Genomic DNA, 20,394 nt, shown 5'->3' with positions numbered 1-20,394 from the left:
TCAGACGAGGTTCACCGCACGAGCAGACGTCGCCCCGATCTCCGCGGCGACCTCGGCCAGCACTCCCGCGGGCACCGCATCGTCGACGGTCAGCACAGCCAACGCCTCGCCGCCCGCCGCAGCGCGAGCGACCTGCATCCCGGCGATGTTGATCCCGGCCTCACCGAGGATGCGCCCGACGGTGCCGACGACACCCGGACGGTCCTCGTACCGCAGCACCGCCATGTGGTCGGCGAGCGCGAGATCGACGTCGTACTCGCCGACCGCGACGATCTTCTGGAGGTGCTTGGGGCCGGCCAGCGTGCCGGAGACCGAGACCTCCTCGCCATCCGAGAGCGTGCCGCGCACGGTGACGACGTTGCGGTGGTCGGTGGCCTCCGAGCTGGTCGTCAGCCGCACCTCGACGCCGCGCTCCTGCGCGAACAGCGGGGCGTTGACGTACGAGACGGTCTCGTCGACGACGTCCTCGAAGACACCCTTGAGGGCGGACAGCTCCAGCACCTTCACATCGTGCTGGGTGATCTCGCCGTACACCTCGACGTCGAGGCGGACCGCGACCTCACCGGCGAGTGCCGTGAAGATCCGGCCGAGGCGCTCGGCGAGCGGCAGGCCCGGCTTGACGTCCTCGGCGATGACACCGCCCTGGACGTTCACCGCGTCGGGCACGAGCTCACCGGCGAGGGCGAGACGCACCGAGCGGGCGACGGCGATACCGGCCTTCTCCTGCGCCTCGTCGGTGGAGGCACCGAGGTGCGGGGTGGCGACGACCTGGTCGAACTCGAACAGCGGGGAGTCCGTGCAGGGCTCCTTCGCGTACACGTCGAGACCGGCACCGGCGACCCGGCCCTCCTTGAGGGCGGAGTACAGCGCCTCCTCGTCGACGATCCCGCCACGCGCGGCGTTGACGATGCGCACGCTGGGCTTGACCTTGCGCAGCGCCTCGTCGCCGATGAGGCCGACGGTCTCGGGGGTCTTGGGCAGGTGGACGGTGATGAAGTCGGAGACCTCGAGCAGCTCGTCCAGCGACAGCACCTTGACGCCCATCTGGGCGGCGCGGGCGGGCTGGATGTAGGGGTCGTAGGCGACGACCTTCATGCCGAAGCCGGACATGCGCTGGGCGACCAGCGCACCGATCCGGCCCAGACCCACGACACCGAGGGTCTTCTCGGCGAGCTCCACACCCGTGTACTTGCTGCGCTTCCACTCGCCGTTCTTCAGCGCGGCGTTGGCCTGCGGGATGTGGCGGGCGGTGGCGACGAGGAGACCGCAGGCGAGCTCGGCGGCGGTCACGATGTTCGAGGTGGGGGCGTTGACGACCATCACGCCGGCCTTGGTGGCGGCGGAGACGTCGACGTTGTCCAGGCCGACGCCGGCTCGCGCGACGACCTTGAGCTTCTTGGCGGCGGCGATCGCCTCGGCGTCGACCTTGGTGGCGGAGCGGATCAGGATCGCGTCCACGTCGGCGATGGCGGGCAGCAGCTCGGCCCGGTCGGCGCCGTTGCAGTGCCGGATCTCGAAGTCCGGACCAAGCGCGTCCACGGTCGCGGGCGAAAGCTCTTCAGCGATGAGTACGACGGGTTTCGAGCTCACGTGAGTCCTCACATGTCCATTGCGGACGGCCGTCCCGACGGCCGCAGGCGGTGGAGGGAAGGTGGCCGCGGAAGACGCACGACGCTGTGGGCCTGACGCGTATGTAGTACGGCAGTGTAGTGCCGTGACAGAGACCGTCCTGCGCCTCTGTGGAAGGATCACCCGTCCGTGATGCGACGGGTTGGACAACGGGACCGGAGCGGCCTGCTCCGGTCCCGTCGGGGGAGGCTCAGGCCTCCTCGTTCACCCAGCTCATGAGCTTGCGCAGCTCCTTGCCGGTGGTCTCAAGCAGGTGCTCGGAGTCCTGCTTCTTGTACTCGTTGTACTTCTTCAGACCGCCGTGGTACTCGTCCATCCAGGCCTGGGCGAAGGTGCCGTCCTGGATCTCCGCGAGGACCTGCTTCATCTCGGCCTTGGTGGCGTCGGTGATGATCCGCGGGCCGGTGACGTAGTCGCCCCACTCGGCGGTCTCGGAGATCGACCAGCGCATCTTGTCCAGGCCGCCCTCGTACATGAGGTCCACGATCAGCTTCAGCTCGTGCAGGCACTCGAAGTACGCGATCTCCGGCTGGTAGCCGGCCTCGGTCAGCGTCTCGAAACCGGCCTTGACCAGCGCGGCCGTACCACCGCAAAGAACGGCCTGCTCACCGAACAGGTCGGTCTCGGTCTCCTCGGTGAAGGTCGTCTTGATGACGCCGGCGCGGGTGCCGCCGATGCCCTTGGCGTACGACAGCGCGAGCGCGAAGGCGTTGCCGGTCGCGTCCTGCTCGACGGCCGCGATACACGGAACGCCGCGGCCCTCCTCGTACTGGCGGCGGACCAGGTGGCCCGGGCCCTTCGGGGCGACCATGCAGACGTCCACGCCGGCCGGGGGCTTGATGAAGCCGTAGCGGATGTTCAGGCCGTGGCCGAAGAACAGGGCGTCGCCGTCGTTCAGGTTCGGGGCGATGTGCTCCTCGTAGACCTGGGCCTGGATCGGGTCCGGGACGAGGATCATGATGACGTCGGCCTCGGCGGCGGCCTCCGACGGGGTCACCACGCGCAGGCCCTGCTCCTCGGCCTTCGCCTTGGACTTGGAGCCCTCGTGCAGACCGACACGCACGTCGACACCCGAGTCACGGAGCGACAGCGCGTGGGCGTGGCCCTGGCTGCCGTAACCGATGACCGCGACCTTGCGGCCCTGGATGATGGACAGGTCGGCGTCGGCGTCGTAGAACAGCTCGGCCACTTTGGGTTCTCTCCTTGAGTGCAGATGTTGCTTCCCACCGTATGACGGTGGGGGTGGGGGAAGTCGCGGGGTCTCGCAATACGGGCGGCCGGTTTCCCCCGGCCGCCCGAACGCGTGCCTACGCCGACCGGTCGAGCGCGCGCAGCGACCGGTCCGTGATCGAACGCGCGCCGCGTCCGATCGCGATCGTGCCGGACTGGACGAGCTCCTTGATGCCGAACGGCTCCAGCATCTTCAGCATGGCCTCCAGCTTGTCGCTGGAACCGGTGGCCTCGATGGTGACGGCCTCCGGGGAGACGTCGACGGTCTTCGCACGGAACAGCTGGACGATCTCGACGATCTGGGAGCGCGTCTCGTTGTCGGCCCGCACCTTGACCAGGACGAGTTCGCGCTGAACGGCCGAACCCGGCTCCAGTTCGACGATCTTCAACACGTTGACGAGCTTGTTGAGCTGCTTCGTCACCTGCTCCAGCGGGAGGTCGGCGACGCTCACCACGATGGTGATGCGGGAGATGTCGGGGTGCTCGGTGACACCGACCGCGAGCGAGTCGATGTTGAAGCCGCGGCGCGAGAAGAGGGCGGCGATCCGGGCGAGGATGCCCGGGGTGTTCTCCACCAGGACGGAGAGCGTGTGCTTGGACATGGTCTTTTTACGTCTCTCTCGCTCAGTCGTCTTCGTTGTCGCCGAAGTCGGGGCGGACGTCCCGGGCGGCCATGATCTCGTCGTTGGAGGTGCCGGCGGCGACCATCGGCCACACCATCGCGTCCTCGTGGACGATGAAGTCGACGACCACGGGACGGTCGTTGATGGAGTTCGCCTCTTCGATGACCTTGTCGAGGTCCTCCGGGGACTCACAGCGGATCGCGTAGCAGCCCATGGCCTCCGACAGCTTCACGAAGTCGGGGACGCGGGTGCCGGCGCTCGGCTGCTTGCCGTCCGCCTCCGGGCCGCTGTGCAGCACGGTGTTGGAGTAGCGCTGGTTGTAGAAGAGGGTCTGCCACTGGCGGACCATCCCGAGGGCGCCGTTGTTGATGATGGCGACCTTGATCGGGATGTTGTTCAGGGCGCAGGTGGTGAGCTCCTGATTGGTCATCTGGAAGCAGCCGTCGCCGTCGATCGCCCAGACGGCCTTGTCCGGCACGCCGGCCTTGGCGCCCATCGCGGCCGGGACCGCGTAGCCCATCGTGCCGGCCCCGCCGGAGTTCAGCCAGGTCGCGGGCTTCTCGTACTGGACGAAGTGCGCGGCCCACATCTGGTGCTGGCCGACGCCCGCCGCGAAGACCGTGCCCTCGGGGGCGAGTTGACCGATCCGCTCGATGACCTGCTGCGGGGACAGCGAGCCGTCCTCGGGCTGGTCGTAGCCGAGCGGGTAGGTGTCGCGCCAGCGGCTGAGGTCCTTCCACCAGGCGGTGTAGTCGCCCTGGTGGCCCTCGGCGTGCTCCTTCTGGACGGCCTGCACCAGATCGGCGATGACCTCGCGGGCGTCCCCGACGATCGGCACGTCGGCGGCGCGGTTCTTGCCGATCTCGGCCGGGTCGATGTCGGCGTGGACGATCTTGGCGTACGGGGCGAAGCTGTCCAGCTTGCCGGTGACGCGGTCGTCGAAGCGGGCTCCGAGGGCGACGATCAGGTCGGCCTTCTGCAGCGCGGTGACGGCGGTGACCGCACCGTGCATGCCCGGCATTCCCACGTGCAGCGGGTGGCTGTCGGGGAATGCGCCGAGCGCCATCAGGGTGGTGGTGACGGGCGCTCCGGTGAGTTCGGCGAGGACCTTCAGCTCGGCGGTGGCGCCGGCCTTGATCACGCCGCCGCCGACGTAGAGGACGGGCCGCTTGGCGGCGGTGATCAGCTTGGCGGCCTCACGGATCTGCTTGGCGTGCGGCTTGGTGACGGGCCGGTAGCCGGGCAGGTCCATGGTGGGCGGCCAGGAGAAGGTGGTCTTCGCCTGGAGGGCGTCCTTGGCGATGTCGACCAGGACCGGGCCCGGGCGGCCGGTGGAGGCGATGTGGAACGCCTGCGCGATCACCCGCGGGATGTCCTCGGCCTTGGTGACCAGGAAGTTGTGCTTGGTGATCGGCATGGTGATGCCGACGATGTCCGCCTCCTGGAAGGCGTCCGTGCCGATCGCCTTGGACGCGACCTGGCCGGTGATCGCCACGAGCGGCACCGAGTCCATGTGCGCGTCGGCGATCGGCGTGACCAGGTTGGTGGCGCCCGGTCCCGAGGTCGCCATGCAGACGCCGACCCTTCCGGTGGCCTGCGCATAGCCGGTGGCCGCGTGGCCGGCGCCCTGCTCGTGGCGGACCAGGACGTGGCGCACCCTGGTGGAGTCCATCAGCGGGTCGTACGCCGGGAGGATCGCACCACCGGGAATGCCGAATACCGTGTCGGCGCCGACCTCCTCGAGCGAACGGATCAGGGACTGCGCACCCGTGACGTGCTCGGGGGCGGACTGCTGTCCTCCGGATCGGGGCCGCGGCTGCGGATTATGGGCCCCGGTGGCCTGCTCGGTCATCGGCATTCTCTTCTCGATGCTGAGGGTTTTTGCGAGGTTTGAGCGGAGTTTCGGTGCTGCACGACTGGCGCCTGTGCAACAAAAAACCCCTCGTGCCATAAGGCAAGCGAGGGGAGCGCGCCGGGTGTGGACGCTGGGAGTCCGGGTCTGTCCGGACGTCACCAGCCTCAGCCGACGCGCTTTCCAAGTACGAGAATTCGGGTGCGCATGGCACTGACCCTCCCCCCGGCGCACACCCACTGTCAAGTGGGTGGGACGGGAGTCTCATTATGTGAGCGAAGGGCACTGCCGCCTCCGAGAACTGCGGGCACACCACTGGTGTACACCCCCGCACCCCCTCCTGCGAACGCGGGCTCGACCGGCCCGTGCGGAACCGGATAGTGGCCGGAACTGAGCGCTCGGCGCAGCCGGTACTCGTCCAGCGGCCCGGAGAACGCCATGCCCTGTCCGTGGGTGCACCCCATCGAGCGCAGCGCCACGACCTGCTCCGGCAGATCCACGCCGTCGGCCACGGACTGCAGCCCGAGGTCGGTGGCGATCCGCAGCAGCCCGCTGGTGATCTTGTGCAGCCGCGCGGACTCGACGACTCCCTCGACCAGACCGCGGTCGAGCTTCAGGACGTCGACGGGGAGCCTGCGCAGCGCGGTGATCGCCGCGTAGCCGGTGCCGAAGCCGTCCAGGGCGACCCGGACGCCGAGTCTGCGCAGACCGCTCAGGCGGCGCTCCAGGTCGTCCAGCGAGATGCGTGGGTCGAGGTCGGACAGCTCGATGACCAGCGACCCGGAGGGCAGCCCGTGCCGGGTCAGCAGCGCCTCGATCGAGCCGAGCGGCATCGACCGGTCCAGCAGCCGGCGCGCGCTCATCCGCACCGCGACGGGTACGGCGAGCCCGGTCGCGGTGCGTTCGGCGGCCTGCTCCACGGCCTCCTCCAGCATCCAGCGGCCCAGCTCGGCGGTCTTGTCGCTGTCCTCGGCCACCCTGAGGAACTCGGCGGGCGTGAACAGCACCCCTTGCGAGGACCGCCAGCGCGCCTGGGCGGCGACCGAGGTGATCCGGCCGTCCTCCAGACACACCACCGGCTGGTGCAGCAGCGCGAACTCGCCGTCGTGCAGCGCGGCACGCAGACGCGTGGCCAGCTCCGCCTTGCGTACGACGTCCTGCTGCATCTGCGGCTTGTAGAGCTCCACGCGGCCCTTGCCGCCCGCCTTGGCGCGGTACATGGCGAGGTCGGCGTTGCGCAGCAGCTCCCCCGCGCCGAGGCCCGGTTCGGCGAAGGCGACGCCGATGGAGGCGTTGACCCGGACATCGTTGCCGTCGATGAGGTAGGGCTGTGACAGCGTCATCCTGAGGCGGTCGGCGAGCTCCAGGATGTGTCGTTCGCGGGCGGTGCGGTCACGGGTGTGGTCCCCGGCGATCAGGGCCGCGAACTCGTCGCCGCCCAGCCGGGAGGCGGTGTCCCCGCCCCGGACCGCGTCCTGGAGCCTGCGGGCGGCCTGGACGAGCAGCTCGTCCCCGGCCTGGTGCCCGATCGTGTCGTTGACGCCCTTGAAGCCGTCGAGGTCGATGAACAGGACCGCCGTGTTGCGCAGGGCGATGCCACGGTCGGAGGCGCGGCGGCCGGACAGGGCCTGCTGGACGCGCTGGGTGAACAGCGCGCGGTTGGGCAGGTCGGTGAGCGGGTCGTGCTCGGCGTTGTGCTGGAGCTGCGCCTGCAGGCGCACTCTTTCGGTCACGTCCCGGCTGTTGAAGATGAGGCCGCCGTGGTGCCGGTTGACGGTCGACTCGACGTTGAGCCAGCCGTCCTCGCCGGACCGGAAGCGGCACTCGATGCGCGTAGTGGGTTCCTCAAGTGGGCTGGCGGCGAGGAAGCGGCGCACTTCGTGCACCACGCAGCCCAGGTCCTCCGGGTGGATGAGATTGGCCAGTTCCGTACCCACCAGGTCCTCGGCGGAGCGGCCGTAGACCCCGGCGGCGGCCGGGGAGACGTACCGGAGGATGCCGTTGGGAGCGGCGATCATGATGACGTCGCTGGAGCCCTGTACCAGGGAGCGGAAGTGGTTCTCCTTCTGCGCCAGTTCCTGGGTGAGGGTGATGTTGTCGAGCAGCATGATGCCCTGGCGGACCACGAGGGCCAGCACCACGGTGCCGCCGGTGATGAGCACCACGCGGTCGACGCTGCGGCCGTTGAGGACGTTGTAGAGGATCCCCAGGGTGCAGACGGCCGCGGCGAGGTAGGGCGTGAGCGCGGCCAGGGAGCCGGCGATCGGGCGGTTGGCCGAGTACCGGGTGTGATCACCTCCCTGCGCGGGCGGGTGGTGGTGGCTTCCGCCGCGCTGTCCGGGCACGTGCTCGTGCACCACGCGCGTGTGCCCCGCCCGGTCGTGCCGGTCGCCGTCCTCCTGCCCGTGCCGGGGCGCGGCCCACGGGGCGTACGCCAGGAGCAGCGAGCCGGCGAACCAGCCCGCGTCGAGCAACTGGCCGGAGCGGTAGCTGTTGTGCAGCAGCGGCGAGGTGAACAGGGCGTCGCACATCACGGTCAGGGCGAGCGCGCCGATCGCGGTGTTGACCGCGGTGCGGTTGGCCGAGGAGCGCCGGAAGTGCAGCGCCAGCACCATGCTGACCAGGGCGATGTCGAGCAGCGGATAGGCCAGCGAGAGCGCGGTGTGCGCCACGCTCACCCCGCCGCCGGCGTCGATCTTGGCCGCCTGGGCGAGCGCGAGGCTCCAGGCCAGCGTCAGCAGCGAGCCGCCGATCAGCCAGGCGTCGAGCCCGAGGCACACCCAGCCGGCCTTGGTCACCGGCCGCTTGGCGAGCACCAGGAGTCCCACGATGGCGGGCGGCGCGAAGCACAGGAAGAACCCGTCGGCGTAGGAGGGGCTGGGCACGGGCCGCTCCAGGACGACCTCGTACCACCCCCAGACCACGTTGCCGAGGGCCGCCATGGCCGAGGAGAGCGCGAACAGCAGCCAGGCGGGTCGAAAGCGGATATGGCGGCTACGGGCGTAGCGGAAGCAGGAGAGGGCGGCCGCGCCGGCCGCCGCGGCCAGCCCGAAGTCGCCCATGATCAGCGCGACTTGGTCCGAACCCCAGCCGAGCGCGGAACCGACGGCGTATCCCGCGCACACCAGGGCCAGAACGAGTTGCGGCAGCATTCCCGAGCCGTTGCCCCTGGACGAGGGCCCAGGCAGCCTGATCGGCGACGAACGCCGCGCCCGCAGCGCTCCGTCGAGCGTGGTCGTGGGGTGCGGTGGCGAGCTCACCGGTCCCTCCCGGTCCGCGCCGCTCGCGGGTCCCGGTGCGCCGGGTGCGCATGCCGCCTGCGGCTGCTGTGCTTGGGGTGGTGATGGTTGTGACGGCAGCCGTGGGTGCCGTGCTGACCGCGTCTGCGGCCGGCCGTTCGCCAGGGTCGCCGCCGACGGCCCCGTCGCGTGGGATCGCTCGTCCATAGGCCGTGCATCGCCCGTCGCCCCCCTCACAAATCTGAAATGTCCATCCCCGGCGCCGAATACTGCGCGGCGCTGCCCCTGTCGGGACGATACACCAGTCTCGTCACTCAGGGACATAGCATCTCTACGCTCCGTGACGACCAGCGCATATGCGAGTACGGACCGCTTCCGTGAGGTTGCGGACGGTACTCGAAACGGATTATGGGCCGGTTGCACGCGACACGCGCGGCGTCCGCGCGATGGTCAGCCGTTCGGCGTCACGTGTGCGTCGCGCCCGTCGTAAGGATCACGTTGCGCAGGGGCTCCCGGTTCACATAACGAGTCAACTGGTCCACCAGAAGCCGCTTGGCGCGCGGCAGGAACGCGGACGTCGGACCTCCCACATGCGGGCTGATCAGCACTCCCGGCGCGCGCCACAGGGGGTGCTCCCGGGGCAGCGGTTCGGGGTCGGTGACGTCGAGCGCGGCGGTGATGCGCCCGGTCTCCAGCTCGGCCAGCAGCGCCTTGGTGTCCACGACTCCGCCGCGGGCGACGTTGACCAGCAGCGCGCCGTCCTTCATCCGGGCCAGGAAGTCGGAGTTCACCAGGTGGCGGGTGGCGTCCGTCAAGGGCGTGGACAGGATGACGACGTCCGCTTCCGGGAGCAGTGCGGGCAGTTCGGTGAGCGGATGCACATGTCCGCGCGCCGTGGTGCGCTCAGAGCGCGCGACGCGCGCCACCCGCGCGAGTTCAAACGGTGCGAGCCGGTCTTCGATGGCGGCCCCGATCGAGCCGTATCCCACGATGAGGACGCTCTTGTCGGCCAGCGCGGGCCGGAACCCACCGAGCCACTCCCCTCTGTCCTGGGCCCGTACGAAGTCGGGGACGCCGCGCAGCGAGGCGAGGATCAGCGTGAGCGTGAGCTCGCCGGTGCTCGCCTCGTGCACCCCGCGCGCGTTGCACAACCGCACGCCGGGCCGCAGATGCCGCAGTCCCGGCTCCACATGATCGGTGCCGGCGGAGAGCGTCTGCACGACCTCCACACCCGTCATCTCCGGCAGGGGACGCTGCCCGAGCCCGGGCGGCTTCATGTACGGGACGACGTAGAAGACGCACTGGGCCGGGTCGGCGGGGAAGTCCTCGGCACCGTTCCAGTAGCGGTAGTCGAGGCCTTCCGGCAGGCCCTCGATGTCTTCCGGCGGAATGGGGAGCCATACGTCAGGAGTCATGGTCAGGAGGCTAGGGCCTTCCCGGCGGGTCAGGCCCGAGAAAAGTAACGGTGCCTGATCAACCCCGCGCCCCGGCAAGACCCGTCGGGAAGGCCCTAGGGCAGGCGAACTGGAGTGCAGAGGTTAGGTTGGGGTGCCGGAAGAGGGAGGGTTACGGCCAGGTGGAGCGCAGGACGATCGGCGCGGCGGCACTCGCGGTGGGGGCCGTCGGGCTCGGGTGCATGCCGATGAGCTGGGCGTACAGCTCGTCGCGGCAGCGGGGCGAGGAGTCGGTCAGGGCGGTGCACCGGGCGCTCGATCTGGGCTCGACGCTGCTGGACACGGCCGATATGTACGGCCCGTTCACCAATGAGCTGCTGGTGGGGCGGGTGTTGAAGGAACGCCGCCAGGACGCGTTCGTGTCGACCAAGGTCGGTCTGCTGGTGGGCGAACAACACATCGTGGCCAACGGCCGCCCCGGCTATGTGAAGCGGGCCTGCGACGCCTCGCTGCGCCGTCTGCAGACGGACGTCATCGACCTCTACCAGTTGCACCGCGCGGACCCCGAGATCCCCGTAGAGGAGACCTGGGGCGCGATGGCGGAGCTCGTCCGGGCCGGAAAGGTACGGGCGTTGGGGCTGTGCGCGATGGGCGCGCGAGGTGGCCGGCGCTTCGGAACGAACCTGCACGACGCGACGATCCGGCAGTTGCAGCGGGTGCAGCAGGTCTTCCCGGTGAGCGCGGTGCAGGCCGAGCTGTCGGTCTGGTCGCCCGAGGCGCTGGAGGCGCTGCTGCCGTGGTGCGAGGCACGAGGCATCGGGTTCCTGGCGGCGATGCCGCTGGGCAACGGCTTCCTCACCGGCACACTGACCCCCGGCCAGGGCTTCGAACCGGACGACGTGCGCGCCCGGCACCCCCGCTTCACGGCGGAGATGATGGCGGCGAACCAGCCGATAGTGGCCGCCCTGCGCCGCGTCGCGGCCCGGCAGGGGGACGGGGTCACACCGGCACAGGTGGCGCTGGCGTGGGTGCTGGCGCAGGGGCGGCACGTGGTGGCGCTGCCCGGCACGAAGCGGGAACGCTGGGTGACGGAGAACGCGGGTGCCGAGGGGTTGCGGCTGACCGCGCGGGACCTGGCCGAGGTGGCGGAGGTGCCGCGGGCCCGGGGATCCTGGGACTGACGTCATCGGTTGATTCAAGGATCATGGAAAAGACACTGGTGATCCCCAACCCGGGAACCTGAGAGGCGCTTGCGGTGTATGACAGGTGGAACCCGCTTCGGGACCACCGCATCGAAGGGACCGTGATCGTGCAACGTCGAGCTGTGTCGGCCGTGTTGGCCACGGCCGCACTCCTGCTGACGGCCGGCTGTTCCTCCGACGACGGGGGATCGCCGGGCGAGGGCGGAAACAAGGCACCTGGCACCAGCACCGCGGCCTCACCCACCCAGCGGGCGGCCGAGACCCCACCGGCGCGGGGCTCGGTCAAGGTGGTCCGCACGGTCGCCGAGGGCCTGGGCACGCCCTGGGGCCTGGCCCCGCTGCCCGACGGCGACCTGCTGGTCTCCTCCCGCGACGACGCCACGATCACCCGGGTCGACGGGGAGACCGGCAAGAAGACCGAGCTGGGCGAGGTACCGGGAGTGTCACCGGCGGGCGAGGGCGGCCTCATGGGCCTGGCGCTGTCCCCTGACTACGCCTCCGACCACATGGTCTACGCCTACTTCACCTCGGCCTCCGACAACCGCATCGTCCGCATGCTGTACGACGAGCAGCGCTCCCCCGGCGACCAGCTCGGCGCGCCCGACACAATCTTCAAGGGCATCCCCAAGGGCTATATCCACAACGGCGGCCGGATCACCTTCGGCCCGGACAAGATGCTGTACGCGGGCACCGGGGAGAGCGGCGACAGGGGCCTTTCCCAGAACAAGGACTCCCTGGGCGGCAAGATCCTCCGCCTGACCCCGGAGGGCGAACCGGCGCCGGGCAACCCCTTCCCCGACTCCCCCGTGTACTCGTACGGCCATCGCAACGTCCAGGGCTTGGCCTGGGACTCCCAACAGCGCCTTTTCGCCGCGGAGTTCGGCCAGGACACCTGGGACGAGCTGAACGCGATCAAGCCGGGCGGCAACTACGGCTGGCCGGAGGCCGAGGGCAAGTCGGACGACTCCGCGTACCTCAACCCCCTGGCCCAGTGGGGCACCGACGACGCCTCCCCCAGCGGCATCGCCCACGCCGAGGGCTCCATCTGGATGGCCGGCCTCAAGGGCCAGCGGCTTTGGCGCATCCCGCTGAACGGCACGGAGGCCTCTGCCGACCCGCAGGCGTTCCTGGAGGGCGAGTACGGCCGGCTGCGGACGGTGGTGTCGGCGGGCGGCGACAAGCTGTGGCTGGTGACCAGCAACACGGACGGGCGGGGCGAACCCCAGGACGGGGACGACCGGATTCTGGAGCTGCAGGTGACCTGAGCGGCCCTTGCTCCTGGCGTCGTCACTCCTTGCCGTCGCCGCTCTTCTCGCCGCTGTCCTCGCCGCTGTTCTCGTCCGACGGCTCGGGCGGTCGGACGACGACCTTCCCGGACGCGAGGTCTATCGGTCCTCGCCCGGGGTCGTTGTCCCCGACGTCCTCGCGGGTCAGTTCCAGGCGGTTCTGTTCGTCGCGGGTGTGCTTGCGGCCCGGGGCGAAGAGTTCCTCGAACGCGTTGAACACGCAACCTCCCTGGCCGGCGTCCCTTACAGCGTAAGCCTCAGCTCGTCGTCCCCGACGTGAGCTTTTCGGCCGGAAACAGACCCGTTCGGTGCGCCACCGCCGCCGCCTCGCCCCTCCCGGAGACACCGAGCTTTCCCAGGATGTTCGAGACATGGACGCTGGCCGTCTTCGGGGAGATGAAGAGTTCCTCGGCGATCTGGCGGTTGGTGCGGCCGGCGGCGACCAGGCGCAGGACGTCTCGTTCGCGGGTGGTGAGGCCGAGGGAGCCGGCCGGGTCGGTCGGGGGCGGCGCCGTCGTGAGGCTGAGGCGGGCCCGCTGGGCCAGGTGTGTGGCGGCGTCGACGAGGGGGCGGGCGCGCAGGTGGCCGGCGGTCGCTCGGGTGAGGCGGAGCAGTTCCGTGGCGCGGGCGCGCTCGTCGTCGCCGCCGATGGCGAGCAGTGCCTCGGCCAGACGGTGGCGGACCTGGGCCAGGTCGTAGGGGCGCTCCAGGGCTTCGAAGGCGTTGACCACGTCCGACCAGGTGTCGGGGGTGCTCCGGCCCGCGGCCCGGTCGAGTTCGGCTCGGGTCCATCTCTCGTACGCCAGCCAGAGGGGGGCGCCCGTGGTGAGCTTGCGGACGGCCTCGAAGAGCCGTTCCAGGAAGGCGGCGCGGCCCTCCTGCGCGGCGGGCAGCGCATGGGCGCGGGCGTCGGACTCGGCGGTGGCGGCGGCCAGCAGCAGCGGCCACGCGTAGCGCTGGGTGCCGGGCGGGAAGCCCGCGCTCAGGGCGCGGTCGGCCTCCGCGCGGGCGTCGAGGAGACGGCCCTCGGCGGCGGCTATGCCGAGGGCGAGGAAGGACATCGGCAGGCTGTTCTGCGGCATGGGGTCGTGCGTGCCGTAGTGGGCGCGGGCGGCGGCGAGATGGCGGGCGGCCTCGGTGATCTCACCGCGGGCGAGTGCGAGTTGGGCGAGGCGGTTGGAGCCGCCGCCGCGCGGCTTGGCGGACTGTCCGGTGCGCTGGGCGTTCACGGCGGCCTCGGCGGCCTCGTCCCAGCGGCCCAGGGAGATCAGTGACTCGGCGAGGTTCGTCCAGATCCAGGCCTCCGAGTCGCGCAGGCCCCACTCCTGGGTGAGGCGCAGACCCTCGCGCAGGATGCGGACGGATTCCTCGGAGCGGCCGACGCCTTCGAGGACGGACGGGAGGTTCACATGACTGCGGCTCACCACGGCGGTGAGGCCACGGGCCAGTACCTCGTCCTTGACCTCGTACATCTGCGCCACCCCGGCCTCGATCTCGCCGGCGTCGACCGTGAGCACGCCGAGGGTGAGGCGCGCGTTGAGTTCGATGTCCTCGGCGCCCACCATGCGCGCGTACTCGACGGCCCGCTCGGCGGCGGACATGGCGTCGGGGCCGGGGGCGCGGAGCATCGACCAGTTGGCCGCGGCGGCCAGTACCTCGGCGTGCACCTCGGACGGCGGCAGGCCGCGCACCAGGTCCTGTGCGATGCCCAGTTCCTTCCAGCCGTCACCGCGGGCCTGCGCCTGGACGAGCCGGGAGCGCTGGACCCAGAACCAGGCGGCGCGCAGGGGGTCGCGCTCGTCCTCCAGCAGGTGCAGGGCCCGCTTGGTGATCTTCAGGGCGCGTTCGCGTTCCCCGCACAGCCGTCCGGCCACAGCGGCCTCGGCCATGAGGTCGAGGTAGCGCAGGGGTGTGGTCGCGGGGTCGCAGCCGCAGGGCGGGTAGACCTCCGCGTAGTCGACGGGGCGCAGGGTGGCGCGGATGTCCTCGGGGGCGGTGTCCCACAGCTCCATCGCCCGCTCCAGCAGCCGCAGTTGCTCGGCGTGGGCGTGTCGGCGGCGGGCGGTGACGGAGGCGTCCAGGACGGCGGGCAGGGCTTTGGCGGGGTCGTGGGCGTGGTACCAGTAGCTGGCCAGCCGCATGACGCGCTCGCCGGCCGGGACGAGCGTCGGGTCGGCCTCCAGGGCCTCGGCGTAGCGGCGGTTGAGGCGGGAGCGCTCGCCGGGCAGCAGGTCGTCGCCGACGGCCTCGCGGACCAGGGAGTGCCGGAAGCGGTAGCCGTCGCCGCCGGGCGCGGCGATGAGGATGTTGGCGTTGACGGCGGCCCGCAGTGCCTCGATGAGGTCGTCCTCGGCGAGCTGGGCGACGGCGGCCAGCAGCCGGTACTCGACGGTGGAGCCGCCCTCGGCGACGATCCGGGCGACCCGCTGGGCGCTCTCTGGCAGGCTCTCGACACGGACCAGGAGCAGATCGCGCAGGGAGTCGGTGAGGCCGGTGCGGCTGCCCTCATGGGCGGCGACGGCGAGTTCCTCGACGAAGAAGGCGTTGCCGTCGGAGCGTTCGAAGATGGCGTCGACCTGGGCCGGATCGGGCTCGTGGGCCAGGATCCCGGCGATCTGACGGCCGACCTCGGCGCGGTTGAAGCGGCCGAGTTCGATACGGCGGACGGTGCGCAGCCGGTCCAGTTCGGCGAGCAGGGGCCGCAGCGGGTGGCGTCGGTGGATGTCGTCGGAGCGGTAGGTGGCGAGGACGACCAGGCGGCCGGTGCGCAGGGTGCGGAAGAGATAGGCGAGGAGATGGCGGGTGGAGGCGTCCGCCCAGTGCAGGTCCTCCAGCACGACGACGACCGTACGGGCGGCCGTGACGCGCTCCAGGAGGCGGGCGGTGAGTTCGAAGAGGCGGGCCATGCCCTCCTCGTCGGAACGGTCCGCTCCGCGAGCCGGAGCGCTCTCGCCCAACTCGGGCAGCAGCCGGGCCAGTTCCTCCTCCTGACCGGCGGCAGCGGCGGCGAGTTCCGCGGGCAGTTCGCGGCTCAGGGCGCGCAGCGCGGTGGAGAACGGGGCGAACGGCAGTCCGTCGGCGCCGATCTCCACGCAACCGCCGAGCGCGACGACGGCACCCTCGCCCGCGGCGGCGGCGAACTCCTCGACCAGGCGGGTCTTGCCGACCCCGGCCTCGCCGCCGATCACCAACGCCTGCGGTTCGCCCCCGGCGGCACGCGCGAGGGCGTCGTTCAGGGTCTCCAACTCGGCCGCGCGACCGATGAACACGGGACTGACGGACCTGCTCTCCACGGGGCCGAGCATGTCATGCGACGCCGACGCTGCGGCACCGGTTTTCGCCGAGCTCGGCGTCGCGGGTGCCGTCACGCCGCGCGCGGATGCCGATGCCTGCGGAAGCGGGACGTATGCGCCTCCGGTTCCGCCGCGCTCTCGGCGGAGCGCTTCGCGGCCTCGCGGCGCGCGGCGCGGCGGACGCGGACCGCCTCGCGGACCAGGCGCTCGTGCTCGGCCTGGCGGATCAGGTCGGCGGAACGGAGGTGGTGGAGTTCGTACTCGTACATGGCGGGGCCCTCGTACTTCCTGGTGGGAGTCGGGTTTCGGCATCGCTTGCTGCGATGACCCAACCTTCGTCTCCCAGGCGGGTCCGCCACATCGGGAGAGTTCCGCATCTTTGCCGGTGGGAGGGGCCTTAGACGCGCGTGAGGGGCCTCAGACGCGCCGTAAGTACGTTACGGAGCGTCTAAGACCCCTCGGGACCTGCGGTGACTCAGCCCACGGAGGGAACGCTGAGCAGGACGTCGGTGTACTTGAGAACCGCCAGCAGCAGGCCGACGACGCCGAGCGCGACACCGCCCCAGGCGACCGACTTGATCCAGGTGGCCTGCGGCTTGCCGGGAACCCCGAACGCCGGGCGGATGAGCACCACGACGCCCACGATCAGCGCGACCAGCCCGAACAGCCCGGCCCAGAGGGCGGCGGCGTGCCAGCCGTCGACGTAGCCCGCCTGGATCAGCTTGTTGACGTCCGAGTTGGACGAGTTCTCCAGCTGACCGAGGAGGTTCTCCCGGGCGGTGGCGATCGTGCCGATCCAGCTGCCGGTCAGCGACACGAAGCCCAGTGCCACGGAGACGACGGCGCCCGCGCCCTGGCCGACGCCGGAGGCGCTCTCTTCCGTCGCCTCGGCGGCCACCTCCTCGTCGGCCTCGGCGGCCTCGTCGGTCTCCGTCACCTCGTCGGCGTCGGCGGAGCCGGTGGCCTCGGTCGCCTTCACGACGTCCACCTTCTCCTCGTCGGTCTTCGCCTCGGTGCCGGTGTCGGCCCCGCTCTCGTCCACTGTCTTCGTTCCCATGCCTCGCACCGTACGGACGCTGTCTGAGAGGTCTCTTAATGATCGTCGAGACTCTCAATGGTCGTTGTGGGCGGCACGCGCGCGTGCCTCACGCCACTCGGGGGCCAGAATCGACCACACCTCGAGGTCGTGCCGCACCCCACGATAGGGGTAGCTCTCCCGGCGCACTCCGTCGCGGGTCATGCCGAGCCGCCGGGCCACGTTCAGGCTGGCCGTGTTCCCGGCCGAGGCGATCCACTCGACGCGGTGGATGCCGCGCCGCTCGATCGCGAAGTCGACGAGGACGCGCATCGCGCGCGTGACGAGCCCGCGCCCGGTGCCGGCGGGTTCCAGCCAGCAGCCGACCTCGCAGTTGGCGTTCTCGGCGTCGAAGTTGAGGAAGAGCACCCCGCCGACGAGTTTTCCGTCCAGCCAGATGCCGTGCAGGGACCCGGTGTCGGCAGCCCGCATGTCGGCGTAGCGCTGGAGCGCCTCGCGCGCGGAGTCCGCGTCCGTGGCCTTGGAGCCGAAGGGGACGTACTGGTTGATGAAGTCCCGTCCTCGCTCCAGGTGGGCCAGGAACTCCTCGGCGTGCCAGGGCTCCAGGGGGCGCAGCTCGGCTCCGTCGTCACCCAGCGATATCGCGTACATCCCGCTGTCGCTCCTCCTCGGCCAGCACGTCCGCCACCTCGGCGTCCGTCGCGGCGGCCAGCCTCTCATGGGCGGCCCGGGACTCGGGCGGCTCGATGCTGATGCGGGGCATGCGCTTGTCGAGCCAGCGGGGCAGCCACCAGTTGGCATCGCCGAGCATGTGCATCAGGGCGGGGACGAGAAGCGTGCGCAGGACGAAGGCGTCCAGGGCCACGGCGGCGGCGAGGGCGATGCCGAACATGGCGATCACGCGGTCGCCGCTGAGGACGAAGGCGAGGAAGACCGAGATCATGATGACCGCGGCGGAGTTGATCACCCGGCTGGTCTCGGCGAGGCCGACCCGGACGGCCCGCCGGTTGTCGCCGGTCTCCAGCCACTCCTCGTACATCCGGCTGACCAGGAAGACCTGGTAGTCCATGGAGAGGCCGAACAGCACCGACACCATGATGACCGGCAGGAACGGCTCGATCGGGCCCGCGCGGCCCAGGCCCAGCAGTTCGCTCCCCCAGCCCCACTGGAAGATCGCGACGACCACACCGAAGGCGGCGGCGACGGCGGCCACGTTCATCGCGGCGGCCTTCAGCGGGATGCCGACGGACCGGAAGGCGAGCAGGAGCAGCAGACAGCCCAGGCCGATGACGACGCCGACGAACAGCGGCAGCTTGCCGACGATCACGTCGGCGAAGTCGTCGTAGCCGGCGGTCATGCCGCCGACCTGCACATCGAGCGAGGTGCCGGTCTCGGCGCGGGGCAGGACCTCCTCGCGCAGCCGGTCGACGAGATCGCTGGTCTGCCGCGACTGCGGGGAGGACTCCGGTACGACGGTGAGGTACGCGGTGTCGCCGCCGGCGTTGTACGTCACCGGGGTCACCGAAGCGACGCCCTCGGTGCCCCGCAGGGTGGCGTCGAGGTTGTCGAGGGCGAGCTTGTCGTCGCCGCCGTCGACCTCGGTGACCAGGGTGAGCGGGCCGTTCACGCCGGGGCCGAAGCCATCGGCGAGGAGGTCGTAGGCCTGGCGGGTGGTGGAGGTCTCGGGGCCGTTGCCCTGGTCGGAGGTGCCCAGGCGCAGGCCGAGGGTGGGCAGCGCGAGGACCGTGATGACGGCCAGGGCGAGGGCGCCGAGCGCCTTGGGGTGGCGCTCCACGAACGCCGACCAGCGGGCGGCGAACCCGGTCGGCAGCTCGGGCTCGGGCCCGTGTTCGGCCAGCCGGCGTCGCTCGCGGCGGCTGAGGGCGCGCATGCCGATGAAGGCCAGCAGGGCGGGCAGCAGGGTCACGGAGGCGGCGACCGTGAGGACCACGGTCAGCGAGGCGGCGATCGCGACGCCGTTGAGGAAGCTCAGCCGCAGGATCAGCATCCCGAGCAGGGCTATGCACACGGTCGCGCCCGCGAAGACGACGGCGCGTCCGGTGGTCGCCACGGCGTTCGTGATCGACTCGGTGACGGACAGGCCGCGTTTCAGGCCGCGCCGGTGTCGGGTGACGATGAACAGCGCGTAGTCGATGCCGACGCCGAGCCCGATGAGCATGCCGAGCATGGGGGCGAAGTCGGCCACGGTCATGGCGTGTCCGAGGAGCACCGTCCCGGCGTACGCGGTGCCGACGCTGACCAGCGCGGTGGCGATGGGCAGCAGGGATGCGGCGAGGGAGCCGAAGGCCAGGAACAGCACGGCGGCGGCGACGGCCACCCCGACGACCTCGGCGAGATGCCCGCCGGACGACTCGGTGAGCGCGACGGCGCTGCCGCCCAGCTCCACCTGGAGCCCGTCCGCCTGCGCGTCCTCGGCCGCGTCCACGACGGCCTGTGCCTCGCCGCTGTCGAGGTTCTCGGCGCTGTCGTCGAAGGTGACGGTGGCGTACGCCGTCTTCCCGTTCTCGCTGATCTGGGCGGCGCCCTGCTTGGCGTACGGGCTGCCGACGGCCGCGACGCCGTGCAGTTCGGCGATCTCGTCCAGGGTGTGCGTCATGGTCTGTTCGACGTCGGCGGCCTGGACGGTGCCGGACGTGGTGTGCCAGACGACGGTGTCGCTGTCGCCGCCGAGGCCGGGGAAGCCGTCCTCGAGGAGCTGGGTGGCGCGGCCCGATTCGGTGCCGGGGACGTCGTAGTCGTTCGAGTACGCGGAGCCTGTCACCGCGGCGGCCGCGGTGACCCCGCCGAAGGCGAGCAACCAGAGCAGTACGGCGACGAGGCGGCGTTGAACACACCAGCGTGCAAGAGCTGCCACGAACGTGCTCCCGGGGCGATTTGTGGATCTTTGGCCGGGAACCGTCGTCCATGAAGTGAACAGCCCGCAAAGAACGCATGAGCGATGTGAAGCAAACTCTCGCAGGCGGGGGAGATCGTTTGCCGCGTTCGTGGGTTTATTCACAGGAATGGGAGCCAGATCACAGGACAGTAACGGCCACTGTGTCGTCCGGGCGTGACGCCTTTCACCTCAGTCGAACTGATCTCCCAGCGCCATCACCATCACGCCGGTGACGAGCAGCCACAGCGCCCGGCGGGTGCGACCCCGCGAGCCGAGGAAGGCGGCGAGCGCGCAGACCGCGGCGCCGACGGCATAGGCGGCCGGGACCAGGGCCGGGGCGGACCCGCTCGCCCGCCCCGCCGACGCGGCCAGCCCGGCGAGAGTGAGGAGCGCCCCGGTCACCATCGCCGTCCAGCGGGCCCGCCGCGCCACCCACGCAGGGTCCTCGACGTCCTCCCGGTCTTTGGCCTGTTCGTCGTCCGGCGTCTCGAACCGCTCCTCCCGCGTCCCGGATATCTCGGAATCACCGCGTCCACTCATGGCGGGCGAGCGTAGCGCGTCGCGCCGAGAAACCGGATGCGGGACCGTACGGCCGGCTGTTAGCTTCCGAAGGTCAGCCGTAGTGCGGCACACCGCCGCCGACCTGGGCAGGTGCATTGTTTGAGCGTCCGGCCGAGCTCCTCCGTATCCCTTTCCGCTTCCCCGGACTCAAGG

The 20,394-nt window shown here is 70.8% G+C and carries 15 protein-coding genes; 2 read left to right on the top strand and 13 right to left on the bottom strand.

Features of this window, described 5'->3' with window-relative positions; all coding sequences use genetic code 11:
• From serA to ACZ7NC_RS29050, 6 genes are all read right to left on the bottom strand, one after another.
• Complete coding sequence (gene serA / locus ACZ7NC_RS29075) at nt 1-1,590, bottom strand: phosphoglycerate dehydrogenase (RefSeq protein ID WP_471492448.1); 1,590 nt, start codon at nt 1,588-1,590, stop codon at nt 1-3.
• Nucleotides 1,591-1,819: 229 nt separating this feature from the next.
• The gene (ilvC, locus tag ACZ7NC_RS29070) at nt 1,820-2,818 is read right to left on the bottom strand and encodes a ketol-acid reductoisomerase (protein WP_471492447.1); all 999 of its coding nucleotides are present in this window, start codon (nt 2,816-2,818) and stop codon (nt 1,820-1,822) included.
• 118 nt (nt 2,819-2,936) lie between these two features.
• Nucleotides 2,937-3,461 carry an acetolactate synthase small subunit gene (ilvN, locus tag ACZ7NC_RS29065; RefSeq protein ID WP_007496172.1) on the bottom strand — a complete coding sequence of 175 codons (525 nt, stop codon included), beginning with the start codon at nt 3,459-3,461 and terminating at the stop codon, nt 2,937-2,939.
• A 22-nt stretch (nt 3,462-3,483) separates the two neighbouring features.
• Nucleotides 3,484-5,340, bottom strand: a complete 1,857-nt coding sequence (locus tag ACZ7NC_RS29060) for an acetolactate synthase large subunit (RefSeq protein WP_471492446.1) — start codon at nt 5,338-5,340, stop codon at nt 3,484-3,486.
• 236 nt (nt 5,341-5,576) lie between these two features.
• Nucleotides 5,577-8,594, bottom strand: a complete 3,018-nt coding sequence (locus ACZ7NC_RS29055; protein WP_471492445.1) for a putative bifunctional diguanylate cyclase/phosphodiesterase — start codon at nt 8,592-8,594, stop codon at nt 5,577-5,579.
• Between the two features lie 443 nt (nt 8,595-9,037).
• On the bottom strand, nt 9,038-9,988 hold the full coding sequence (locus ACZ7NC_RS29050; protein ID WP_471492444.1) for a 2-hydroxyacid dehydrogenase: 951 nt from the start codon (nt 9,986-9,988) through the stop codon (nt 9,038-9,040).
• Between the two features lie 161 nt (nt 9,989-10,149).
• Here ACZ7NC_RS29050 and ACZ7NC_RS29045 point away from each other — a divergent pair, with 161 nt between their 5' ends.
• Both ACZ7NC_RS29045 and ACZ7NC_RS29040 read left to right on the top strand, forming a co-directional pair.
• The gene (locus tag ACZ7NC_RS29045; protein ID WP_471492443.1) at nt 10,150-11,148 is read left to right on the top strand and encodes an aldo/keto reductase; all 999 of its coding nucleotides are present in this window, start codon (nt 10,150-10,152) and stop codon (nt 11,146-11,148) included.
• A gap of 143 nt (nt 11,149-11,291) precedes the next feature.
• Nucleotides 11,292-12,434, top strand: a complete 1,143-nt coding sequence (locus ACZ7NC_RS29040) for a PQQ-dependent sugar dehydrogenase (RefSeq protein WP_471492442.1) — start codon at nt 11,292-11,294, stop codon at nt 12,432-12,434.
• Between the two features lie 22 nt (nt 12,435-12,456).
• On the opposite strand, the gene ACZ7NC_RS29035 is transcribed toward ACZ7NC_RS29040, so the two are convergent.
• The 7 genes from ACZ7NC_RS29035 to ACZ7NC_RS29005 form a co-directional block, all read right to left on the bottom strand.
• Entirely contained in the window at nt 12,457-12,675 is a 219-nt protein-coding gene (locus ACZ7NC_RS29035; RefSeq protein ID WP_471492441.1) for a DUF6191 domain-containing protein, read from the bottom strand.
• A gap of 37 nt (nt 12,676-12,712) precedes the next feature.
• The gene (locus tag ACZ7NC_RS29030; protein WP_471492440.1) at nt 12,713-15,760 is read right to left on the bottom strand and encodes a helix-turn-helix transcriptional regulator; all 3,048 of its coding nucleotides are present in this window, start codon (nt 15,758-15,760) and stop codon (nt 12,713-12,715) included.
• Between the two features lie 59 nt (nt 15,761-15,819).
• Nucleotides 15,820-16,017: a hypothetical protein gene (locus ACZ7NC_RS29025; RefSeq protein WP_471492439.1), complete on the bottom strand. Its 198-nt coding sequence runs from the start codon at nt 16,015-16,017 to the stop codon at nt 15,820-15,822.
• A gap of 206 nt (nt 16,018-16,223) precedes the next feature.
• Entirely contained in the window at nt 16,224-16,805 is a 582-nt protein-coding gene (locus tag ACZ7NC_RS29020; RefSeq protein ID WP_471492438.1) for a hypothetical protein, read from the bottom strand.
• Between the two features lie 54 nt (nt 16,806-16,859).
• Complete coding sequence (locus ACZ7NC_RS29015; RefSeq protein WP_471492437.1) at nt 16,860-17,435, bottom strand: GNAT family N-acetyltransferase; 576 nt, start codon at nt 17,433-17,435, stop codon at nt 16,860-16,862.
• Complete coding sequence (locus ACZ7NC_RS29010; protein WP_471492436.1) at nt 17,413-19,659, bottom strand: MMPL family transporter; 2,247 nt, start codon at nt 19,657-19,659, stop codon at nt 17,413-17,415. Before ACZ7NC_RS29010 ends, ACZ7NC_RS29015 begins: the two co-directional genes overlap by 23 nt.
• 210 nt (nt 19,660-19,869) lie before the next feature.
• Nucleotides 19,870-20,220, bottom strand: a complete 351-nt coding sequence (locus tag ACZ7NC_RS29005) for a hypothetical protein (protein WP_471492435.1) — start codon at nt 20,218-20,220, stop codon at nt 19,870-19,872.
• Nucleotides 20,221-20,394: the final 174 nt, after the last annotated feature.

Source organism: Streptomyces sp. NPDC111802, assembly GCF_055634335.1.
The sequence above is the reverse complement of the archived record's forward strand: the minus strand, read 5'-3'. Positions and strand labels throughout refer to the sequence as shown.